General features: G+C 72.3%; 19 protein-coding genes. 8 read left to right on the forward strand and 11 right to left on the reverse strand.

Annotation, left to right across the window (positions count from 1 at the left end):
* The first annotated feature begins 6 nt into the window (after nucleotides 1-6).
* Nucleotides 7-858 (forward strand): tryptophan-rich sensory protein, encoded by an 852-nt coding sequence (locus MTS1_RS11300; RefSeq protein WP_036304773.1) that lies wholly within the window; start codon nucleotides 7-9, stop codon nucleotides 856-858.
* Nucleotides 859-989: 131 nt separating this feature from the next.
* On the opposite strand, the gene MTS1_RS11305 is transcribed toward MTS1_RS11300, so the two are convergent.
* Nucleotides 990-1,715: a GMP synthase gene (locus MTS1_RS11305; protein WP_023953936.1), complete on the reverse strand. Its 726-nt coding sequence runs from the start codon at nucleotides 1,713-1,715 to the stop codon at nucleotides 990-992.
* A gap of 75 nt (nucleotides 1,716-1,790) precedes the next feature.
* On the opposite strand from MTS1_RS11305, the gene MTS1_RS11310 reads away from it, so the two are divergent.
* Nucleotides 1,791-2,090 carry a hypothetical protein gene (locus tag MTS1_RS11310; protein WP_023953938.1) on the forward strand — a complete coding sequence of 100 codons (300 nt, stop codon included), beginning with the start codon at nucleotides 1,791-1,793 and terminating at the stop codon, nucleotides 2,088-2,090.
* A 56-nt stretch (nucleotides 2,091-2,146) separates the two neighbouring features.
* Here MTS1_RS11310 and MTS1_RS11315 read toward each other — a convergent pair whose 3' ends face one another.
* Nucleotides 2,147-2,908, reverse strand: coding sequence for a LysR family substrate-binding domain-containing protein (locus MTS1_RS11315; RefSeq protein WP_023953940.1), 762 nt, complete (start codon nucleotides 2,906-2,908; stop codon nucleotides 2,147-2,149).
* Between the two features lie 92 nt (nucleotides 2,909-3,000).
* Nucleotides 3,001-3,408 carry a UDP-3-O-(3-hydroxymyristoyl)glucosamine N-acyltransferase gene (locus MTS1_RS11320; RefSeq protein ID WP_023953942.1) on the reverse strand — a complete coding sequence of 136 codons (408 nt, stop codon included), beginning with the start codon at nucleotides 3,406-3,408 and terminating at the stop codon, nucleotides 3,001-3,003.
* A gap of 232 nt (nucleotides 3,409-3,640) precedes the next feature.
* Between MTS1_RS11320 and MTS1_RS11325 the strand changes: the two genes are divergently transcribed.
* Entirely contained in the window at nucleotides 3,641-4,288 is a 648-nt protein-coding gene (locus tag MTS1_RS11325) for a YitT family protein (protein WP_023953944.1), read from the forward strand.
* Between the two features lie 40 nt (nucleotides 4,289-4,328).
* Here the strand turns inward: MTS1_RS11325 and MTS1_RS11330 are convergent, their stop codons facing one another.
* From MTS1_RS11330 to MTS1_RS11345, 4 genes are all read right to left on the reverse strand, one after another.
* Complete coding sequence (locus MTS1_RS11330; RefSeq protein WP_023953946.1) at nucleotides 4,329-5,102, reverse strand: DNA-formamidopyrimidine glycosylase family protein; 774 nt, start codon at nucleotides 5,100-5,102, stop codon at nucleotides 4,329-4,331.
* Nucleotides 5,095-9,978, reverse strand: a complete 4,884-nt coding sequence (locus MTS1_RS11335; RefSeq protein WP_023953948.1) for a DEAD/DEAH box helicase — start codon at nucleotides 9,976-9,978, stop codon at nucleotides 5,095-5,097. The genes MTS1_RS11330 and MTS1_RS11335 overlap by 8 nt, the downstream gene beginning before the upstream one ends.
* A 209-nt stretch (nucleotides 9,979-10,187) precedes the next feature.
* On the reverse strand, nucleotides 10,188-11,855 hold the full coding sequence (locus MTS1_RS11340; protein WP_023953951.1) for an ABC-F family ATP-binding cassette domain-containing protein: 1,668 nt from the start codon (nucleotides 11,853-11,855) through the stop codon (nucleotides 10,188-10,190).
* Between the two features lie 215 nt (nucleotides 11,856-12,070).
* Nucleotides 12,071-12,724, reverse strand: coding sequence for an alpha/beta hydrolase (locus MTS1_RS11345; RefSeq protein ID WP_023953953.1), 654 nt, complete (start codon nucleotides 12,722-12,724; stop codon nucleotides 12,071-12,073).
* Between the two features lie 57 nt (nucleotides 12,725-12,781).
* On the opposite strand from MTS1_RS11345, the gene MTS1_RS11350 reads away from it, so the two are divergent.
* On the forward strand, nucleotides 12,782-13,393 hold the full coding sequence (locus tag MTS1_RS11350; RefSeq protein ID WP_023953954.1) for an NUDIX hydrolase family protein: 612 nt from the start codon (nucleotides 12,782-12,784) through the stop codon (nucleotides 13,391-13,393).
* Between the two features lie 25 nt (nucleotides 13,394-13,418).
* Nucleotides 13,419-15,338, forward strand: a complete 1,920-nt coding sequence (locus MTS1_RS11355; protein ID WP_023953956.1) for a M3 family metallopeptidase — start codon at nucleotides 13,419-13,421, stop codon at nucleotides 15,336-15,338.
* Between the two features lie 23 nt (nucleotides 15,339-15,361).
* Here MTS1_RS11355 and MTS1_RS11360 read toward each other — a convergent pair whose 3' ends face one another.
* A complete protein-coding gene (locus MTS1_RS11360; protein ID WP_023953959.1) occupies nucleotides 15,362-16,336 on the reverse strand; it encodes a YafY family protein in 975 nt (324 codons plus the stop codon).
* Between the two features lie 100 nt (nucleotides 16,337-16,436).
* Here MTS1_RS11360 and MTS1_RS11365 point away from each other — a divergent pair, with 100 nt between their 5' ends.
* Nucleotides 16,437-16,892 (forward strand): VOC family protein, encoded by a 456-nt coding sequence (locus MTS1_RS11365; RefSeq protein ID WP_023953961.1) that lies wholly within the window; start codon nucleotides 16,437-16,439, stop codon nucleotides 16,890-16,892.
* 81 nt (nucleotides 16,893-16,973) lie between these two features.
* Here MTS1_RS11365 and MTS1_RS11370 read toward each other — a convergent pair whose 3' ends face one another.
* A complete protein-coding gene (locus MTS1_RS11370) occupies nucleotides 16,974-18,041 on the reverse strand; it encodes a low specificity L-threonine aldolase (protein WP_023953963.1) in 1,068 nt (355 codons plus the stop codon).
* Nucleotides 18,042-18,087: 46 nt separating this feature from the next.
* Nucleotides 18,088-19,575 carry a DUF6421 family protein gene (locus MTS1_RS11375; protein WP_023953965.1) on the reverse strand — a complete coding sequence of 496 codons (1,488 nt, stop codon included), beginning with the start codon at nucleotides 19,573-19,575 and terminating at the stop codon, nucleotides 18,088-18,090.
* A gap of 247 nt (nucleotides 19,576-19,822) precedes the next feature.
* On the opposite strand from MTS1_RS11375, the gene MTS1_RS11380 reads away from it, so the two are divergent.
* Nucleotides 19,823-20,506 (forward strand): thiamine pyrophosphate-dependent enzyme, encoded by a 684-nt coding sequence (locus MTS1_RS11380; protein WP_023953967.1) that lies wholly within the window; start codon nucleotides 19,823-19,825, stop codon nucleotides 20,504-20,506.
* Complete coding sequence (locus tag MTS1_RS11385; protein WP_023953969.1) at nucleotides 20,506-21,378, forward strand: transketolase family protein; 873 nt, start codon at nucleotides 20,506-20,508, stop codon at nucleotides 21,376-21,378. Before MTS1_RS11380 ends, MTS1_RS11385 begins: the two co-directional genes overlap by 1 nt.
* On the opposite strand, the gene soxR is transcribed toward MTS1_RS11385, so the two are convergent.
* Complete coding sequence (soxR, locus tag MTS1_RS11390; RefSeq protein ID WP_023953971.1) at nucleotides 21,373-21,855, reverse strand: redox-sensitive transcriptional activator SoxR; 483 nt, start codon at nucleotides 21,853-21,855, stop codon at nucleotides 21,373-21,375. The two genes, MTS1_RS11385 and soxR, sit on opposite strands and share 6 nt — an antisense overlap.
* Nucleotides 21,856-21,869 lie beyond the last annotated feature (14 nt).

The following is a 21,869-nucleotide window of genomic DNA, read 5'->3' on the forward strand; positions in this document are numbered from 1 at the left end:
GGGGGAATGAGCACCACAGCGCACCACGCCGCCCGGCCCCCGCGGACGCCGTCCGACCTCGTGCGGCAGATCGCCGTGATCTCGGCCGTCGTCTTCATGATCATCGCCGCGATGGTCGGGACGGGGCTCTTCGGCGGGACGAACGTGCGCGACCTGCAGGGCGGCGCGCTCGACGCCGACTCGACGGTGCTCGCGCCCGGGACGCAGGCGTTCAGCATCTGGTCGGTCATCTACCTGTTCATGATCGGCTACACCATCTGGCAGGCGCTGCCGTCGCAGCGCTCGCGCGACCGGCAGCGGCTGGTGGGATGGTGGATCGCGCTGACCGCCGTGCTCAACGGGGGATGGCTTCTCGCGGCGCAGTTCACGACGCTGCCGGTGACGGTCGTCGCGATCGTGGCGCTGCTCGCCGCACTCGGGTGGACGTTCCGTCTTCTCGTGCGCTCGCGGCCGCAGTCGGTCGGCGACCGCCTGCTCATGGATGCCACGGTGGGCCTGCACCTCGGGTGGGTGTCGCTGGCCACGGTCGCGAACGTCACCGCCTGGCTCAGCCGGACCGTGCCCGAGTCGTGGGGCATGCAGGCCGACGCGTGGGGTGTCGCCGTGCTCGTGGTCGTCGCCGCCATCGGCGTCGGCATCGCCGCCTTCTCGCGCGGACGCCCCTCGCCGATCATCGCGCTGTCGTGGGGTCTGGCGTGGATCGCGATCGCCCGCACGACCGATCAGCCCCACTCCGCACCGGTCGCCGTCGCCGCCGTCGCCGTCATCGTGGTGGTGGTGGCCGCCGCGGCGGTCACGGCCTGGCGCGCGAACGGTCGCGAGCACCGCGGCATCCTGCGCCGTCCCCGCACCGCCTGACTGCCGGTCCGCGTCGCCCGCCCGGCCGGCCGCGCCGATACATCCGTCGGACTCGTGGTGCTGGTGTCGCCGCGATCGACGTCGGAGGCGACATCCGCACCGCCGATCCGACGGCTGTATCGCACCCGCCGTCAGAACGCGGCGGCGAAGGCGGCGAGGAAGCGGCTCGGCTCGGTCACGGGCGCCGCGAGTACTCGGGCCGCGACGCGGTCGTAGTCTGCCGCGTCGAAGTAGCCGTCGTTGCGGTACACCGTCATGCGCTCGGTGAAGTCTCGCGGTGTCGGCTCGGGGTGGAACTGCGTGGCGTACAGGCGGTCACCCACCCGGTAGGCCTGCACCGGGCAGTCGTCGTTCGTGGCGAGCAGGACGGCTCCGGCGGGCAGCGTCTCGGTGCCCTCCTTGTGCGCGGTGAGCGCGGTGAAGGTCGGGCTGAGGGAACCGAGCAGGGGGTCGGCGCGGCCGGCATCCGTCAGGGTCACGTTCGTCGGTCCGGTGTCCTCGGGGTAGTCGCGTGAGATCGTGCCGCCGAGGTGGGTCGTGGCCACGCCGATGCCGAAGCAGGTGAACAGCGCCGCCGTCCGCCCGGATGCCGCCGCCTCGGCGATGCGCGCGAGGTCGGCCTCCAGTCGCAGCTGTCCCTCCGGCTTCGCCGCCGGATCGTCGGTGGCGTTGAACGGACTGCCGCCGACGACGAAACCGCGCCAGCGGTCGAACGCGTCGTCGGGCAGCGGATCGCGCGTCAGGTCGACGCGCTCGAGCCCGGATTCATCGAGGCCCATGGCGGTGCGGAACGACGCGTACTCCGCCTCCGCGGCCTCCTGCTGCGGGCGCACGCAAACGTACACGAGCGGGGCCATGCCGAAAGTCTATGGTCCGCACCGAACCCGGCCGGTGGGGATGACCTTCCGTGACGGGCGGGGGACAATGGCCCGATGACCGTCCGCGTGATCATCACCGACCCCGCCGAGCTCCTCGCGACGCTCGACCGGCTGGACGCCGTCGCCGCACCCCGGGGCTGGCGGGTGCGCCGGCCGGCCGACGCGGCGGGGGTCGAGGCGCGGGCGCGGGACGCTCGCGCGGCCATGCGGCTGCCGGCTCCGGTCGTGGTCGATCTCGAGACGGATCCGGATGCCGCCGCAGCGGACGATCCGATCGACGCGGCCGCCCTGCTGGCGCGCACGCCCGTGCGCGGAGCGATCCCGGACGGAGCGCGGCGGCTGCACGGGGCGTGATCCGCGGCGCTCATGGGGCGCGTGCCGGCGTGTCAGCGCGTGAGCGCCGCAGCGTATCAGCGCGACGAGTTCGCGGTGCGGCCGCGGACGATGCCGATGAACGTCTCCACGAGCGGGGTCGTGGCCTCGGCCCGCCAGGCGAGCGCAACGGTCGAGGTGGGAGCGTCGACCACGGGTCGGTAGGTCGCGTCCTTGCGATGGTGCAGCCGCGCGAGCGACATGGGCACGAGCACGATCCCGACACCTGTCGCCGCCGTCGCGACCGCATCCTCCGTCGTGGCCAGCTGGGCGAAAGCCGGAGCGTCGGCGCCGGGCACCTCGAGGTCGAGGGCGTCGTCACCGGGGACCATCACGACCTCTCCCGCGAGATCGGCGAGGGTCAGCTCATCGGCGGCGGTGAGCGCGGAATCGACGCTGCACACGGCGACGGTGGTCTCGTCGTAAAGCGGGATCACGCTCAGCCCGTCGCGGTCGATCGGCAGCCGCACGAGCGCCGCGTCGACGTCGCCGCCCGCGAGGGCCGCAGCCTGATCGGCGAATCCGACGGTGACGAGGTCGAGCGGGTTGCCCGGCATCCGCTGCTTCCACACGTCGATCCACTTGCCGGGCGTGGCACCGGGGGCGGCGCCGAGGCGGAAGGCGCCGAGCGCGCTGAGGTCCGGCGCAGCGGCATCCGTCTCGCGCCGGCTTCCCGAGGTGCGGTCGGTTCTGCGGGCGGCGGGCCGCTGTCCGGATGCCGCGGCGCCAGGGCGCCCGGGGGCACCGCCGCCTCGGCCGCCGCTACGCGCGGGGCGGCCCGAGGAACGTCCGGGTGTCATGCCTGAAGCGTATCCCGGGGCAGACACGATCGGCGGGCCCGCGCGCTGCGGGCCCGCCGATCGTCGACGCTGCGGCGGCTACCGCTGGCGGGTCACGCGGCCAGACGGAGCCCGCGCTGGTCGGTAGCCACGTGCTCGCCGTCGGCGATGTTCTCGTCGTCGCCGATGAGAGAGCCGCCCGCCACGTGCGCGTGCGCGCCGATGAACGCGCGGATGCCGATCTTCGCCCGCGGACCGATGGCGGCGCCGGAGCCGACGTGCGCGTGCGGCGCGATCTCGACGTTCGGGCCGATGACGGCCTCGCGCTCGATCCACACGCCGCGGCCGATGTGAACGCCCGCCGCGACCTGGACTCCGGGTTCGACGTAGGCGCCTGCTTCGACCAGTGCGGTCGGGTGCACCTTGGCCCCGTTCGCGATCAAGCCCCGACCGTTCGCGTGCTTGCGATAACGCAGCGTCTCTCCGCGGTCGTTCTCGATGTCGATGTAGTTCTTGCCCACGATCCCCTCCGACAGTTCCGGGTCCGGTACTGAGTACTGGAAACAACCCCGCGACCCGCGTTTTCATTCCCACGAATCATTCGGAGCGGCAGGTCGACCGGTTTGCTGGAACAAGCGTGCGATGCGCAGCCGCTGAGGTCGAAGGGGTGTGCGAGCTGACCTTCGCGCGATAACATGCCCGGCTCGCGCCGCGGTGACCCCCGCGGGCGCCGCCGTTTGCGAGGATGGGCGGGTGGAGCCTTCTCGTGCACCGTCGACAGGACCGTCGCTCGTCTTCGAGGCCGCGCTGACGCGCCACACCCGCGCGGAGGACCTGCTCGGGATCGTGACCGGCACGTTCGTGGCATCCCTCGGGCTGTACCTCCTGCAGTCGTCCGGCTCGGTCACCGGCGGCACCGCCGGCCTCGCGCTGCTCCTTGGCTACGCGACCGGATGGTCGTTCCCGGTGCTGTTCGCTGTCGTGAACGCGCCGTTCGCGGCGCTGTCTCTGTGGAAGAAGGGTGTGTCGTTCACGATCCGCACTTTCGTCTCGATCGGCCTGGTCTCGGCGTTCACCTTCGTGCACCAGCACCTGCTCGAGTTCGCCAGCATCGAACCGATCTACGGCACGCTCGGCGGCAATCTGCTCGCCGGCGTCGGGCTGCTGATCCTGTTCCGGCACCGTTCGAGCCTCGGCGGAGTGAACATCATCGCCCTCGTGCTGCAGGAGCGAATGGGCTTCAGCGCCGGATGGACCCAGATGATCTTCGACGTCGTGATCATCGCGTCCGCGTTGCTGGTGCTGCCGTGGCCCGCCGTGCTGCTGAGTGCCGCCGGCGCGGTCGTGCTGAGCGTCGTGCTCGTGCTGAACCACCGCCCCGGTCGGTACATCGGCCGCTGAGCGCTCTGTCGCTCGGCGTGCGCTCAGGTCTGGCCGCGCGTCAGGTCTGGCAGCGTGGGCACCAGAAGATGTTGCGCTCGCTCGTGGGCAGCGCTCCGATCTCGCCGGCGCGGATCAGCGTCCCGCACCGGCGGCACGGCTTGTTCTCGCGGCCGTAGACCCACATCCGCTGGCCGGGCCGGTCGTTGCCGGTGAAGGTGCGCGCCGCGCGATCGCGATTGGCGTGGATCATCCGGTACCCGGTCTCGAGCACGGCGGTCGCGTCGATCCGGGTGGCAGGGGTCGTGGGCAGGATGCCGCGCACGAAGAGCAGCTCGTTCGCGTAGACGTTTCCGAAGCCGGCGACGTTCCGCTGGTCGAGCAGGGCGACGTGGGCGGCGCGTTCATCCGTGCCCACGCGCCGCGCCGCTTCGGCCAGGTCCCAGTCGGGACCGAGCAGGTCGGGCCCGAGGTGGCCGACGAGGCGGTCCTCCTCGGCGGTCGGGAGGACCTCGACCATCGCGAGCTCGAAGCCGACGGCATCCCGGTCGCGCGTTCCGACGATCGCGCGTGCCTGGAAGGCGGGCGCCCGCCAGCGCTCACCGTGCCGGTAGACGTGCCAGCGGCCCTCCATCTTCAGGTGCGAGTGCAAGCTGAATGCGCCCATGCGCAGCAGCAGGTGCTTGCCGCGGGCGATGGACGACGAGACGGTCTCGCCGCGCAGGTCGGCTGTCGCACTGCCGGGAACACGGACGTCGAAGCGCGTGACCTCCTGACCGACGAGCGCCTCACCCAGCTTCCGCGCCGCCCGGAAGACGGTGTCACCCTCAGGCACGCTCGCCGCTTCCCGACATCGCCGCCCGTGAGCCCGCGGTCAGCCGGCGCAGCGTGAGGCCGCGCGACGACTCGACGAAACCGCCCGCACGCAGCGCCCGCCCGGTCGGGGTGTTGTAGACGAACTCGCCGTTGACCTGCTCGACGGTGAGTGTGTCGAGGCGCCGTGCCTGAGCCGTTCTCACGAGATCGGCTGCGGCCGCGGTCAGCACCTCCTCGTCGTCGGTGAAGGCGAGCGCCGAACGCCCGCCGCGCTCGAGATAGAGCACGAGCGCACCGTCGACGAGCACCACGACGCCGCCGGCCTTCCGGCCCGGTCGATGCGAGACGCCCTCGAGCGCCGGCCAGCCGAGGGCTGCACCGTAGGGATTCGCCGGGTCGGTCGCGGCCAGTGTGACCGCGCGCCGCGGCGGCGGATCGGGGAGCGCTGCGAACTCACGCAGGCGGTCGACGGTGACGGATGCCGCGAACTGCGCGGCGCCGAGGGTCTCGATGACATAGCCGCGGCGGCAGTGGCCCGCCTCTTCGAAGCCCGCGAGAACGCGATAGACCTGCGCGAAACCGCCGGGAACACCCTCGGACTGCACGCTGCCCCGGGTGACGACGCCGTAGCGGTCGAGCAGGAGCCCCGCCGATGCCGTGACGCGGAGCGATGGATCGGGCTCGACGGCGGGCAGGAGCGACCACCGCCCGCCGAGCGTCGACGGGCGCGGCGCCGCCGGCGTCGAGGGACGCGCCAGAGGTGTGCCGCGGTACAGGCGGGACCGCGGTGTGCGGCGGGCGCTGCGGTGAGCCTGCGATCCGCCCGAGAGGAGGGAGCGCACCGGCGTGAACGTGTCGTTGGTCAGCCGGCCCGCCCACGCGAGACGCCAGAGCGCGTCGAGCACGCTCTGCTCGTTGGGGGCGCCGATCGCGGCGACGAGCTGCCCCGCGAACCAGCCGCCGCCGACGGCGAGAGCCTCGAGGATACGGACGTCGAGATCGCCTGCGGTCGACGACTCGTCGGCCTCGGAGTCGGCGTCGGCCAGCGCGAGCGTGAGGGGAGCCATGTCGGCAGGATGGAGCGCGATCCAGCCGTCGCGCCCGGGCAGAGTGCCGTGCCCGGACCACACGACCTCGCCGGTGGCGGTGAGCTCGTCGAGCATTCCCGGCGCGTAGTCGCGCACCCGCGAGGGAAGGATGAGCGACTCCCACGCGCTCGCGGGAATCGGGACACCGGCGAGCTGCTCGATCACGGCGGCGACGCCGTCGACGCCCTCCAGCGGCCGGGTGACGTGCTGCCACACGGGCAGGAACCGCGCGAACGCCTCGGGCGACACCGGCTCGACGCTGCCCCGGATCGCCGCGAGCGACCGCATCCGCAGCCGGCGCAGCACCTCGGAGTCGCACCATTCGAGGTCGTCGGCCTCGCTGCCGGAGGTCTCGGGCAGGAAGTAGCCGCTCGCGATGCGCCCCTGCGACTCGAGCCGCTGCAGCGTCTGACGCGCCACGGCGGTGCCGATGCCGAGCCGCGTCGCGACATCCGCGGTGCGGAACGGCCCATGCGTTCGTGCATGGCGTGCGACGAGATCGGCGAGGGGGTCGACGACCGGCTCGAGGAAGGCGGTGGGGATTCCCACGGGGAGCGCCGCGCCCAGCGCGTCGCGCAGGCGTCCGGCATCCTCGATCGCCGCCGTCCGCTGCACGCCTGCGATCGTGACCGGGATCGCGCGGCGGGCGGTCACGAGCTGTTGCAGCAGGTCGGCGGCCTCGGCGACGCGGTGCGCGGGAGGGGAGCCCCCGTCCGCAGGAGCGGGCGCGGCGTGCGCGTCCTCCGCTGTGCCGGTCTCCTCCGCTGTGCCGGTGCCGGCGGACTCTTCGAGGCGTGCTGCGACCTCGTCGGCGGCGAGCGGGCCCAGGATGCGGAGCAGATCGGCGACGCCCTCGACCCCGCGCGCGCGTCTGTCGGGGGCCAGGCGCTGCGCCTCGCGCTCGAACTGGGCGATGACCTCGGGGTCGAGCAGCTCGCGCATCTCGACCTTGCCGAGCAGCTCCGAAAGCAGCGCGGGATCGACGGACAGGGCCGCGGCGCGGCGTTCGGCGAGCGGTGAATCGCCCTCGTACATGAACGCGCCGACGTAGCCGAAGAGCAGATCGCGAGCGTACGGCGACGGCTGCGACGTGGTCGTCTCGACGAGACGGATGCGGCGGTCGGCGATGCTGCGCGTGATGCGGAGGAGTGCCGGCAGGTCGTAGACGTCCTGCAGCACTTCGCGGAGCGTCTCGAGGATGATCGGGAACGACGGATGCCGCCGCGCGACCTCGAGCAGCTGCGCTGACCGCTGCCGCTGCTGCCACAGCGGCGCGCGCTTGTTCGGGTTCAGTCTCGGCAGCAGCAGGGCGCGGGCCGCGCACTCCCGGAAGCGCGAGGCGAACAGCGCGGAGCCGCCGACCTCGTCGGTGACGATCTGTTCGAGTTCGTCGGCGTCGAAGACGAAGAGGTCGGCGCCGGGCGGTTCGGCAGCCGCGTCGGGGACGCGCGCGATGATGCCGTCATCGCTCGCGACGGCCGCGCCTTCGACCCCGAGACGCTCGCGGATGCGTGCGTTGACGGCCAGCGCCCACGGAGCGTGCACGTGCATGCCATACGGGGAATGCAGGATGACGCGCCAGTCGCCGACCTCGTCGCGGGAGCGCTCGACGGTCAGCGTTCGGTCGGTGGGCAGGCTACCGGTGGCCTCGCGCTGCTCGGCGAGGTGAGCCAGGAGGTTCTCGATCGCATAGTCGTCGAGCCCCGATTCGCGCAGCCGCTCGGACGCCTTCTCGGGGCCGGCTGCCGACACCTCGCGGCTGAACTTCCCCAGCGCCTCGCCGAGCTCGGCCGGGCGCCCCAGGCCGTCGCCGTGCCAGAAGGGGAGCTTGCCCGGTTGGCCGAACGCGGGCACGACGTTGACCCGGTCATGCGTGATCTCGACGATGCGCCAGCTGGTCGTACCGAGAGTGAACACGTCGTTGACGCGCGACTCGTAGACCATCTCCTCGTCGAGCTCGCCGACGCGCGCGTTACGGCTTTCGCCGGCGACGAAGACCCCGAACAGGCCGCGGTCGGGGATCGTGCCACCGCTCGTGACAGCGATGCGCTGCGCGCCGGGGCGCCCCGTGAGCGTGCCCTGATCGCGGTCCCACACCAGCCGCGGGCGCAGCTCGGCGAACTCGTCGGAGGGGAAGCGGCCCGCGAGCAGATCGAGCGTCGCTTCGTACGCCGAGCGGGGGAGCGTGCGGAAGGGCGCGCTGCGCCGAACCGTCTCGAACCAGGCCTCGACCTCGATCGTGCCGGTCGCGCACGCGGCGATCGTCTGCTGAGCGAGGATGTCGAGGGGGTTCTGCGGAACCGCGATCGCCTCGATCTTGCCCGCCAGCATCCGCTCGGTGACGACGGCGGTATGCAGCACGTCGCCGCGGTGCTTGGGGAACAGCGCCGCGCGGCTGACCTCGCCGACCTGGTGGCCGGCGCGTCCGACGCGCTGGAGTCCGGATGCCGCCGACGGCGGCGCCTCGACCTGGATGACGAGGTCGACCGCGCCCATGTCGATGCCGAGCTCGAGGCTCGAGGTCGCGACGACGCAGCGGAGCACGCCCGACTTGAGCTCGTCCTCGACCTGAGCGCGCTGCTCCTTCGACACCGAGCCGTGGTGCGCCTTCGCGAGCACCGGCTCGGCGCCGGCGGAGGCGCCGGCCTGCGCCCCCCCGTTCGCCCCTCCGGACGCCGCTTTCGCGCCGCCCGGAGCCTCCGCTCCGTGGGCCCACATGCCCGCGGGGACGGCGGGCTCGGGAAGGTCGCCCCCGAGACGCTCGGTGTAGATCTCGTTCAGGCGTCCGGTCAGGCGCTCGGCGAGGCGACGCGAGTTCGAGAACACGATCGTCGAGCGGTGCTGCAGGATGCGGTCGACGATCGCCTCCTCGACGTGAGGCCAGACCGACCCGGTGACCTCCGTCGCCTGCGGCGCGCGGTACCAGGCCCCGTCGCCATCGTCGTCTTCGCCGTCGTCGTCCCCGTCGTCGCGGCCGCCCGGAGCGCTGGCGGCACCCGCATCCTCGGCGCCGGGCGGGGCCGGGGGATGCAGCATGTCGGGGATCGGCACGACGACATTGAGATCGAACGCCTTCGACGCCTTCGGGGCGACGATCTCGACCGGAGCGGCGCCGCCGAGGAAGCGCGCCACCTCGTCGATCGGACGCACGGTGGCCGAGAGGCCGATGCGCTGCGCCGGCTTCTCGAGCAGCGCATCGAGGCGTTCGAGGCTGACGGCAAGGTGCGCACCGCGCTTCGTGGCCGCCACCGCGTGCACCTCGTCGACGATGACGGTGTGGACGCCGCGCAGCGTCTCGGATGCCTGCGACGTGAGCATCAGGTAGAGCGACTCGGGCGTCGTGATGAGGATGTCGGGTGGTCGGGCGACCAGGGCGCGCCGGTCGGCTGAGGAGGTGTCGCCCGATCTCACTCCGACCGTCACGTCGGGGACGGGCTGACCGAGGCGGCGCGCCGACTGTCCGATGCCGACGAGGGGCGACCGCAGGTTGCGCTCGACGTCGACGCCCAGCGCCTTCAGCGGTGAGACGTACAGGACGCGGGTGTCGGCCGGCGCGGCATCCGCCTTTCTGCGCTTCGCCGGTTTGTCATCGACGGGGCCGGCCGCCACCTTGTCGCGGAAGATGCGGTCGATCGCCCACAGGAACGCCGAGAGCGTCTTGCCCGACCCGGTCGGGGCGACCACGAGGGCGTGCTTGCCGGCGGAGATGGCCTCCCACGCACCGGCCTGCGCCGACGTGGGCTGGGAGAACGCGCCACGGAACCAGTCCGCGGTGGGCGCGGAGAATCGGGCGAGCACATCGGCCATGCCTTCATCTTCGCGCGGACCTCCGACATCGGCGCGGCCTTGCGCCCGCGGCATCCGCCATGCCAGCCCCGCCCGGCCCCGCCCGGAGCCCCCCCGGTGCCCCGCATTGTCCCGCTCAGCCCCGCGAGGTCCCAGTTGAGCCGGGAACAGGACGGACGTTCCCGGCCCAACTGGGACGTCGACCGGCCCGGCCTAACCGGGGCCTCGACTCACGACACAGGCGCGGCCTCGGACAGCAGGCCGTCGCGCAGCTCGAGGGTCAGAGTGGGTGCGAGGCGCGAGAGGAAACCGTCGTCGTGGCTGACCACCAGCACGGCGCCGCGGTAGGCGGCGAGGGCCTCGACGAGCTGGTCGACCGTGTCGAGATCGAGGTTGTTCGTCGGCTCGTCGAGCACCAGCAGCTGCGGCGGGGGATCGGCCAGCAGCTCGCAGGCCAGCGCCAGCCGGAACCGCTCCCCGCCCGACAGCGCCGCGACCGGGCGCAGGACGGTGTCGCCGCGCAGCAGGAACCTCGCGAGTCGGTTCCGCAGCTCGACGTCGGTCGAGCCAGGGGCCGCCTCGCGCACACTGTCGAGCACCGTCGCGTCGTCCCGCAGCCCGTCGACGCGCTGCGACAGGTAGCCGACGCGGTCGGTGTGCGCGACCGCCGTGCCGTGACCCCTCAGATCGGAGGTGTCGGGGCCGGCAGAGCGGCCATCGGATGCCGCAGCGCCGGATTCTGAGGAGTTAGCGCTCGCCGACCGCACCAGCATCTCGAGAAGCGTCGTCTTCCCCGCGCCGTTCGGCCCGATGAGCGCCACCCGCTCGGGCCCCTGAACGACCCACGAGCGCTCGCCGTCGCCGATCGTCGCGAGGCGCCGGCCCGCCGCGACGCCGGGATCCGGCAGGTCGATCCGGACGGTGTCGTCGTCGCGGACCCGCCGCCCCGCCGCATCGAGCGCCGCATGAGCCGCTGCTTCCCGTTCGGACGCCTCGCCGCGCGCGCGACCGGCCGACACCTGTGCGGCCGATGCCCGGTTGCCCGAGATGATCCCGGGCACGCGCTTCTCGCGCTGCGCTTTCGCTCCCATCGCCGACCGCCGCGCGAGCTTCGTCTCGGTCTCGACCCGGTCGCGCCGCTCGCGCCGGAGGGCTGCGGCTGCGGTGGTCTCGGCCTGACGAGCCGCCGCCTGCTCGGCATCCCGCCACGCCCGCCATTCGGAGTACGGCCCGCCGAAGGTATCCAAGGCCCCGCCGTAGAGCTCGGCGGTGTCGTCCATGAGCTCGAGCAGCGTCGTGTCGTGGCTGACGACGATGAGCGCACCCCGCCACCCGCGCACGAGCTCGCCGACGCGGTCGCGGGCGTCGCGGTCGAGGTTGTTCGTGGGTTCGTCGAGCAGCGTGATCTCGGCTCCGTGCAGCCGTACGCCGACGAGCGCGGCGAGCACGGCTTCGCCCCCGGAGAGCTCGCCCACGCGCCTGTCGAGCGCGCCCGCCGGCAGACCGGCCGCCGCCAGCGCGGCCGTGGCTCGAGCCTCGGCATCCCAGTCGTCGCCGATCGTGTCGAAGTGGCGGGGATCGACGTCGCCCGACTCGACGGCGCGCACGGCGTCGACGACGGCGGCCACCCCGAGCACGTCGGCGACCCGCCGGCCGACGTCGAGGGTCAGGCGCTGCGGCAGCAGTTCGACCCGTCCGGACCTGGCGACCGAGCCGGAGGTCGGCGCGAGCTCGCCCGCGATCAGCCGCAGCAGCGTGGTCTTGCCCGAGCCGTTGCGACCGACCAGGCCGGTGCGTCCGGCGCCGAAGGTTCCCGAGACGTCGCGGACGGCGGGGGTGCCGTCGGGATGGATGAGGGTGATGCGGTCGAGGACGACCGCGGGTGCGGAATGGGGCATGACTGCCTCCTCGGATGTCGTCGGGCGCGGGCACGACCGACACCGAAGACACCCCGACCGGGGCGGAACGGTCCGGCGGCCAGCGCGGAAATCGAAGAATGCGCTGGCCAGGTCGGACGCCCGAGGGGTCGACGGATCAGCGCGGGATCACAGCGCGGTCGCGTCGAAACCGATCAACGGTCGTTCCTCACACTCGGGACAGGGGCCCGGGCAGTCTACGCCGCGGGGAGCTGTTTGTGCAGGAACGTCGCGATATCTCGCAGCTCTTCCGCCGAGACGGCGTGCCCGAGATCGGGATACACGCGGCCGCTCAGGTCGACCCGGCCGGGCAGCCACTGCGCCGTGTGCGCGATGAGAGCGGGCGGGATGACGTCATCGAGCGCCCCGCGACCCCAGAACACGGGCGGGCGCCGTGCGGCGAGCTCGGCGTCGGTGTCGAGGTCGGTCGGGTTGGCGTAACCCGACAGGATCACCGCGAAAGCGTAGTCGTGCGGGCGCACCCGAAGGGCCTCGATCGCCATGACCCCGCCCTGCGAGAAGCCGAGCAGCCCGACGGATGCCGCGTCGGCGCGCTCCGCGTCGATCCACTCGGTCAGGGCGCGCGCGGCGGCCGTCGTGGCCTGCGGATCACGACCGTTCAGACCCTCGATCGGGTACCACGACCATCCCGGCGTCGGGAAAGGCGGGGCGAGCGGGGCGCGCACCGCCGCCACGACGTATTCGGCGGGCAGGTGCGGGGCGAGGGCGAATAGATCGTTCTCGTCTGAGCCGTAGCCGTGCATCATGACCAGCAGCGGGCGGCCGGCGCGCTCGGCCGGAGCGGCCGACCAGCGGACGGCGGCGGGATCGAGAGCCGGGACCGACGACATGCGACCATCCTGCCAGCCCCTTCCGACACCGCCGAGGGTCATTGGTATACATGAGGCATGGCCGTGCGCACCCCCGACCCCGATCCCGACGAGCGCGGCGAGTCGTCGCTCCCGGCCGATCCGCTGCGCGGAGCCCCCGGGGGCGGCGCCGCGAACCCGGCGTGGCTCAGCGACGTCGAGCTCACCGAGGCCCGCCGCCGGCTGCCCATGCTCTACGTCGAGGCCGTGCCCGTGCGCACCGACGGTCTCGGTGCCGTCACGCAGGTCGGCATCCTGCTGCGCGCCACGCCGGTCGGCGAGATGACGCGCACGATCGTCTCGGGCCGCGTGCGCTACGGCGAGACGATCCGCGACGCGCTGTTCCGTCACGTCGAGAACGACCTCGGCCCCATGGCCTTCCCGCTCCTGCCCGCGTCGCCCACCCCCTTCACCGTCGCCGAGTACTTCCCGATCCCCGGGGTCAGCCCGTTCCACGACGACCGCCAGCACGCGGTATCCCTCGCCTTCGTCGTGCCGGTCACCGGCACCTGCGAGCCCCGTCAGGACGCGCTCGAGGTCACCTGGCTCGACCCCGCCGAAGCGGCGTCCGATGCGCTCGCGGCCGAGATGGAAGGTGGTCGCGGCACCCTCATCCGGCTCGCGCTCGCTTCGGTGGGCGCGCTCCGCTGAGGCGCGTCCTGCGTAGGCTCGGGGCATGACCGATCCGCAGCCCCTCGTCTTCCCCGCCGACCACGCCGGATGGCTCGCGTTCGCCGCCGAGCGCCCGGATGCCCGCATCGCCCGTGTCCGCGAGGTCGACGCCCAGCTGATCGCGGGGCGCGACCTGTCGCCGCTGGCGCGCCTGCAGCTGTGGAACGAGGCGTCGATCGCGATCGCCGAGGCCGCCTCTGAGGCATCCCTGCTGAGCGAATCGCATCCCGACGCCGACGTTCGCGACGCAGCCGAGGCCCGCGTGCAGGCGATCGACGCCCTCCTGTCGCAGCGGGCGCTCGACCCCTTGCTCTTCGCCGTCTTCGACGGGCTCGCGACCGACGGGCTGGATGCCGCCGCCCGCCGCCTGCTCGCCCACATCCAGCGCGACTTCCGCCGGGGAGGCGTCGACCGCGACGAGGCGACCCGCGAACGGCTGCGCGCGCTCGCCGAGCGCGACACCGAGCTCTCGCTGCAGTTCTCGCGCAACATCCGCGACGGACGCCGCGAGCTGAAGCTTCCCGCCGATGCGCTCGAGGGCTTGCCGCAGGACTTCGTCGACGCCCACCCCGCCGACGACGAGGGCCTCATCACCCTCACGACCGAGTACACCGACCTCATGCCGGTCCGCGAGTTCGCGGTGCGCCGGTCGACGCGCACGGCGCTGCTGTCGGTCTACAACGACCTCGCCTGGCCCGACAACGACCCCGTCCTCGCCGAGCTGCTCGCCGTGCGCGCCGAGCGCGCGGAGCTGCTGGGCTACGGCGACTGGGCCGACTACGAGACCGAGACGCGCATGATCGGCTCGAGCGCGGCGATCCGGTCGTTCCTCGACGACATCGACGCGGCGACGCGCGAGGCCGCCGCCGCGGAATACGACCGGCTGCTCGCGCGGCTGCGTGTCGACGAGCCCGACGCCGACGCGGTCACCGCGGCCGACCTCTGGTACCTCCTCAGCGCGCTCAAGCGCGAGGACTACGCCGTCGACGCGCAGGAGGTGCGCGCCTACTTCGCGTTCGACAACGTCCTGGCGGGCGTGCTCGACGTCACGGCGCGGCTGCTCGACGTGTCGTACGTGCCCGTCGAGGCAGGCGCCTGGCACGCGGACGTCCGCAGCTACGACGTCGTCCGCGCTGATCGCCGGCTGGGGCGCATCCACCTCGACCTCCACCCGCGCGAGGGCAAGTACAACCACGCCGCGTGCTTCAACCTCGCGCCCGGCATCGCGGGACGCTCGCTTCCGGAGGGCGTGCTGCTCTGCAACTTCTCGCGCGGACTGCTCGAGCACGACCAGGTCGTGACGTTCTTCCACGAGTTCGGACACCTCGTCCACGGCATCCTCGGCGGCGCCGACGCCGTGTGGGCCGACTTCAGCGGCATCGAGACGGAGTGGGACTTCGTCGAGGCGCCGAGCCAGCTGCTCGAGGAATGGGCCTGGGATGCCGGTGTGCTGGCGACGTTCGCGCGCAACGCCGACGGCGAGCCGATCCCCGCCGACCTGGTCGAGCGGATGCGGGTCGCCGACGCCTTCGGTCGAGCGCTCGAGGTGACCCGCCAGCTCGGGCACGCCAATGTCTCGTACGGTCTGCACGTCGAGCGGCCGAGCGATCTGCAGGCGGCCGTCGAGGGCTGGTACCGCGCCTCGTCGCCGGTGCACCCGCTGCCGAACGGACACACGTATGCCGGCTTCGGGCACCTCACCGGATACGGCGCCTGCTACTACACGTATCAGTGGAGCCTCGTCATCGCCCGCGACCTGCTCTCGGCGTTCGGCGACGACCTCATGGACCCCGCCGTCGCGACCCGCTACCGCGAGCGCATCCTCGAGCCGGGCGGCAGCCGCGACGCGGCCGACCTCGTCGCCGACTTCCTCGGTCGCCCGTACTCGTTCGACGCCTACCGAGCCTGGCTCGCGGGCGCCTGAGCGGAGGCCTCGGCGGCGGTTCGTCAGCCGGTGCCCGCGCGGGCGTAGCGGTCGGCGAGGAGCGCGAACGCGTCGGCGAGCTCGGGCGGACCGACGACCTCGAGCTCGGCGTCGAACCGTCCGAACGCCGCCGCGAGCGCGGTCCACGACCATGACCCGGCGTCGAGTCGGCAGCGTCCGTCGTCGAGCGGGGTGACCGTGCCATCGCCCGCGAACGGCGCGACAGCAGACGCCGGCAGGTCGAGCACGACGGACCCGCGACACGGCCATGCTGTCGAATCCGACCCGCGGAAGCGTGCCGACACGAACGCGTCGACGTCGCCGCCGGGCAGCGCGCGCCGCGTGAAGGGGGCGCCGGCCGGGAGCCGCGGACGGACCCGGTCCACCCGGTGCAGGCGCCAGTCGTCGCGGTCGAGGTCCCACGCGACGAGGTACCAGCGGCCGTGCGACGCCACGAGATGGTGCGGCTCCGCGCGCCGGGCCGGCGCGGATCCGACGGCATCCGCATCGCGCGCCTCGCCGTAGTCGAACCGCACCGTGACACCGTCGCGGATGGCGTTCGCCAGGGTCGACAGAACCTCGAGCGAGACGTCCGCCGCGACGGCATCCCCCGGACGGCCCACGACGGTCGGGGCCAGCGCGTCGAGCCGATGCCGGAGCCGGGAGGGCATGACCTGCCGGATCGTCGCGAGCGCGCGTGCCGCGGCCTCTCCGATGCCCGCGCCCAGGGCGGGAGCGGTTCGCAGGGCGAGGGCCGCCGCGATGGTCTGATCCTCGTCGAAGAGGAGCGGCGGCAGCTCGCTGCCGGCTTCGAGCCGGTAGCCGCCGTCGAGGCCGGTCGTCGCCCGGATGCGGTATCCCATGTCGCGGAGGCGCTCGACGTCCCGCCTCACCGTGCGATCGCTGACACCCAGTCGCGACGCCAGCACTCCGCCCGGCCAGTCGCGGCCCGCCTGTAGGAGCGACAGCAGGGTCAGCAGCCGCGAGGTCGTCGTCATCGCCCCACCGTATCCGCCGTTGCGGACAGAACCTGACCGCAAGGGCTGTCAGGGTGAGGTCGTCGAGCCGATCGGGCCGGCCCTTTCCTCAGGAGCAGCGATGACCATCCAGACCACCCCCCACCTCAACTTCCGCGGAGACGCCCGTCAGGCACTCGAGTTCTACGGCGCCGCCTTCGACGGGCACGTCTCGATCACGACGTACGCCGAGGTCGGCATGCCCGCCGATCTCCCCGGCGCGGATGCCGTCGTCTTCGGACTCGTCGCCGGGAACACCGGCTTCCGCGTGATGGCGTACGACATCCCGGGCAGCGCCGAGGGATCGATCGCCGGCGGCGGTTCGACGCGCCGTCAGGACAACGCCACCATCACCGATCAGGCGTTCTTCGTCTCGGTCGGTTCCGAGAGCCTCGACGAGCTCCGCGGCCCGTGGGACGCGCTCGCCGCGGATGCCGTCATCGTCGAGCCCCTCGCCGCGTCGGCGTGGAGCGCGGGCTTCGGCATGCTCACCGACCGGTTCGGCGTCACGTGGAGCTTCAGCGTCACCCCCGCCTGAACGCCCGAGAGCCGCGGTCGGATCGATTCCGCCGCGGCTCTCGTCGTGCGTCGCGCGGATGCCCGCCGCCGCGGGAGGTCGTCAGGCGGTCGTCAGACGCGCGAGCTCGGCGACGAACGCATCGACGTCGGATGCCGACGTGTCGAACGAGCACATCCATCGCACTTCACGCCGGGCCTCATCCCAATCGTAGAAACGGAACGACTCGCGCAGCCGATCGGCGACGCCCTCGGGCAGCACGGCGAAGACGCCGTTGGCCTGCGTCGGCTGCGTGAACTCCACGCCCCGCACCGAGCCGTCGGCGATACCCGCCTCGACCGCCGAGCGCAGGCGCTGCGCCATCCCGTTCGCGTGCTCGGCGTTGCGGCGCCACAGGTCGTTCTCGAGCAGCGCGACGAGCTGGGCCGAGACGAAGCGCATCTTCGACGACAGCTGCATGTTGAGCTTGCGCAGGTAGGTGAGCCCCTCGGATGCCGCGGGGTCGAGAACGACGATCGCCTCGCCGAGCATCGCGCCGTTCTTCGTGCCGCCGAAGCTCAGCACGTCGACACCGACATCGCGCGTGATGGCGCGCAGCGGCAGGCCGAGGGCCGCGGCGGCGTTCGCGATGCGGGCGCCGTCCATGTGCAGCCGCATCCCGCGCTCGTGCACGTGGTCGGCGATCGTCCGCAGCTCGTCGGGCGTGTAGAGCGTGCCGAGCTCGGTCGACTGGGTGATCGACACGACGAGCGGCTGCGCGCGGTGCTCGTCGCCCCAGCCCCACGCCTCGCGGTCGATGAGCTCGGGGGTGAGCTTGCCGTCGTCGGTGGGGACGTTGAGGATCTTGATCCCGCCGACGCGCTCGGGAGCGCCGCCCTCGTCGACGTTGATGTGCGCGGTCGACGCGGCGATCACCGCGCCCCAGCGCGGCAGCATCGACTGCAGCGCCGTGACGTTGGCGCCCGTGCCGTTGAACACGGGGAAGGCCTCGGCACCCGCGCCGAAGTGCTCGCCGACGAGGTCCTGCAGCCGGGCGGTGTACACGTCCGAGCCGTAGGCGGTCTGGTGGCCGTCGTTGGCGGCGGTGATCGCCGCGAGGACCTCCGGGTGGATGCCGGAGTAGTTGTCGGACGCGAAGCCGCGCACCGAGGTGTCGTGCAGGGAGGTCATGACCTCATCCTTTCAGCCTCGGGCGCGGCCTCGGTCCGGTTCGCGGTCAGCCGCGGATGCCGCGGGTGGAGGCGATCACGTCGCGCATCTTCTTCTCGAGCGCCTCGTAGAACATCGACAGCGGGAACTCGTCGTCCAGCACGGCATCGGTGTAGCCCTTCGGCGCGCCCGCGAGCACCTCGTCTGGGAGACCTCGCGCCCACACCGACGCCGGGTGCGGTTCGAGCACCGAGCGCACGAGGTCGTACGCCGCGAGCCAGTGCGCGGTCTTCGGACGGTCGATCGACTCCCAGTAGAGGCGGTCGATCGCATCTCCCAGGGCGACCACGGCATCCGGGACCTCCTGCCACTCGAAGGCGAGCGCGGTGTCGGTCCAGTGCAGCACGCCCCGGCGATGCAGCCACGCGAACAGCAGCTGGCCGCCGAGCCCGTCGTAGTTGCGCACGCGCGTGCCGGTGATCGCGAACCGGAAGATCCGGTCGAAGATCACGGCGTACTGCACGAGCCGCGAAAGACGCAGCAGCTCGGCGTCGACCGGGTCGAGATCCGCCTCCGCGCTCAGTCTCCGGTCGAGCGCGACGCACTCGCGGAACGCCGTCAGATCGCACCGCAGCTCTTCGAGGGAGTACAGGAAGAACGGCATCCGCTGCTTGATCATGAACGGATCGAACGGCAGATCCCCGCGCATGTGCGTGCGGTCGTGGATGAGGTCCCACATCACGAACGCCCGCTCGGTGAGTGCCTGGTCTCCGAGCATCTCGGCCGCTTCGGCGGGCAGGTCGAGCTTCGTGATCTCGGAGGCGGCACGCACGACGCGCCGGTAGCGGGCCGCCTCGCGGTCCTGGAAGATCGCGCCCCACGTGAACGGCGGGATCTCGCGCATCGCGACGGTCTCGGGGAACAGTACGGCCGAGTCGGTGTCGTACCCGGACGTGAAGTCGAGCAGCCGCAGCGAGACGAAGAGCCGGTTCGGATACATCGTCTCGAGGCGGCCGATCGCCTCAGGCCAGATCGTCTCGACGAGGAGCGCCTCGACGTGACGGTTGCGCGACCCGTTCTGGGTGTACATCGGGAAGACGACGAGGTGACGGATGCCGTCGACGCGGTGGAGCTGCGGCTGGAACGCGACGAGCGAGTCGAGGAAATCGGGCACGCCGAATGCCCCCTCCGTCGAAGCCGCGCCGTCCGGATGATCCGGCCGCGCCCATCGTTCGAAGTCCCGGATCGACGCGGCGAGGTAGTCCGCGTCGTGCGGGAAGCGCGGTGCGAGCCGGCCGATCGCGGCGGTGATCGCCGCGACGTGCCGCCGCGCCGTGTCGTGATCCCCGGGATCGGGCACGGATCCGTCGGCGGCCTGCAGCTCCTGCAGCGCCGTCGCGGCGTCGCGCAGTGCGATCCAGGCGGGGTCGTGCTCGACGCCGTCCGCGAGCGCGAGGCTCAGGGCGTCGACCGCGCCGCCGTCCTCGACGACCTCGGGCTCGCCGATGATCGTCTTCGTGGCACCGGGGGTGGGGTGCGTCTGAGCGATGGACATGGGGAACCTCCGATCTACGAGGTACGGCTCCCGCGCGGGAGCGGTGGTCAGGTGGCGTCAGCCTAACCGGCTGCCGGGCTTTCGGCGACGGTGGTGGCGATGCACCGTGCCGATACACCCGTCGGGCGGGCGGGGCTGGTGTGGCCTCGGCGGCGCTCTGATGCGACACCAGCCCCGGCGGTCCGACGAATGTATCGACCACCCCGAGCTTGACCTCAACTGAGATTGAGGTTTTACCGTTCGAAACATGACCACGACCGAAACCGACTCCTTCACCGAGCGGTTCCCCGCCGCTCTCCTCGACCGCCTCGCACGCATCACCGGCGACGAGAAGCACAACTCCGCGGCGCACTCGACCCTCGATGCGCTGTGGGTGCTGCACGACCGCGTGCTTCGCGCCGAGGGCGGCGACCGCTTCTTACTGTCGAAGGGGCACGGTCCCGCCTCGTACTACGCCGTCCTGGCCGCCCGCGGCCTGATGCCCGACGCCTGGCTCGACGATCTCGCGGGCGTCGACTCGCCGCTCGGACACCATCCCGACCGTCTGCTCATCCCCGCCGTCGAGATCTCGTCCGGGTCGCTCGGGCATGGACTGCCCATCGCGGTCGGCTTCGCCCGCGGCCTCGACATCGCCGGCGCCGACGGACGTGTGTTCGTGCTGATCGGCGACGCCGAGCTCGACGAGGGCAGCAACCACGAGGCGATCGCCGTCGCCGGGCGCGTCGCCCTCGCCCGGCTGCACGCCATCGTCATCGACAACTCCTCGGCGTCGCTCGGATGGCCCGGCGGGATCGCACGCCGGTTCGCGATGGAGGGATGGGATGCCGCCGAGGCCGACTCGCACGATCACGCTGCGCTCGCCGCGGCATTGGAGGCGAGCGGCACAGCGCCGCGCGTCACTGTCGTCCGTACCGCTGCGAAGGGATCCTGATGCGCGCCCGCTTCTCCACCGTCATGTCCGACCTTTTGGCCACCGACGACCGCGCGACACTCGTGCTCGCCGACATCGGGCCGCTCGATCTCGCCGCCGGAACCCCGGCCGCCGACCGTGTCGTCAACGTCGGCATCCGCGAACAGGCGATGATCGGGGTCGCCGCCGGGCTCTCGCTCGCAGGTCTCCGCCCCTTCGTCCACACTTACGCCCCGTTCCTCGTGGAACGGCCCTTCGAGCAGATCAAGCTCGATCTGTCCCATCAGGATCTCGGGGCGGTGCTCGTGTCGATCGGCGCGAGCTACGACGCGGCCGCCGAGGGGCGAACGCACCAGTGTCCCGGCGACATCGCCCTGCTGAGCACCCTGCCGGGATGGCGGCTGCACACGCCGGGGCATCCCGACGAGGTCGAGACGCTCGTCCGGGCTGCGGCATCCTCCGACGATCGCCAGTACATCCGGCTCTCGACGCAGAAGAACCTGAGGGCGTTTCCGACGGACGGGCGTGTCCATCTCGTGCACGAGGGAACGGGCACGCTCGTCCTGGCGATCGGTCCCCTTCTCGACGCCGCCCTCGAAGCGGCGGCCGGCGAGGGGTACGCGGTCGCCTACACCGCGACCCCGGTGCCCCTGGACCGCGGCGGCCTGCGAGAGCTGAGCGCCGGGTTCGACCGGGTCGTCGTCGTCGAGCCCTTCCTGGAGGGGACGACCGCCGCCACGGTCGGCGCCGCGCTCCGCGGCAGTGGCGTCCTCATCGAGCACGTCGGTGTCGGGGTGGGAGAACAACGGCGCTACGGCACCCCGGCAGATCACGCCCGCTTGCAGGGCCTCGACGCGCCGGGGATCAGGAGGCGCCTCGACCGGCTCTCATGACGAGGGGGTCTCGTCGTCGTCGAGCACGTGCCGGAGCACGGGGGCGACGCGACGCGGCCCGCTGCCCTCGGCGCCGAGCGCGTCGCCGGGGTTCAGCAGATCGCACGAGCGCATCGAGAGACAGCCGCAGCCGATGCATCCCACGAGCTCGCGCTCGAGCGACTCGATCGCCGCCCGCCGTTCTTCGAGGCGGATCTTCCACGCCCGCGAGACCCGCTTCCAGTCGTCGCTGCTGGGTTCGGCCTCGGTGGGCAGGGACGCGAAGGCGTCGGCAACCTCGGCGAGCGGGATGCCGAGGCGCTTGGCCACGAGGATGAGCGAGATGCGGCGCAGCATGTGACGGCTGAACCGGCGCTGATTGCCGGCCGAGCGGGTCGAGCTGATCAGCCCGTGACGCTCGTAGAAGTGCAATGCGGACACGGAGACCCCGGTGCGCGCGCTCACCTCGCCGATGGTCAGGAGATCGTTGGACCGCATCACGCCTGCGACTC

Source organism: Microbacterium sp. TS-1 (genome assembly GCF_000509385.1).
Classification (GTDB): domain Bacteria; phylum Actinomycetota; class Actinomycetes; order Actinomycetales; family Microbacteriaceae; genus Microbacterium; species Microbacterium arborescens.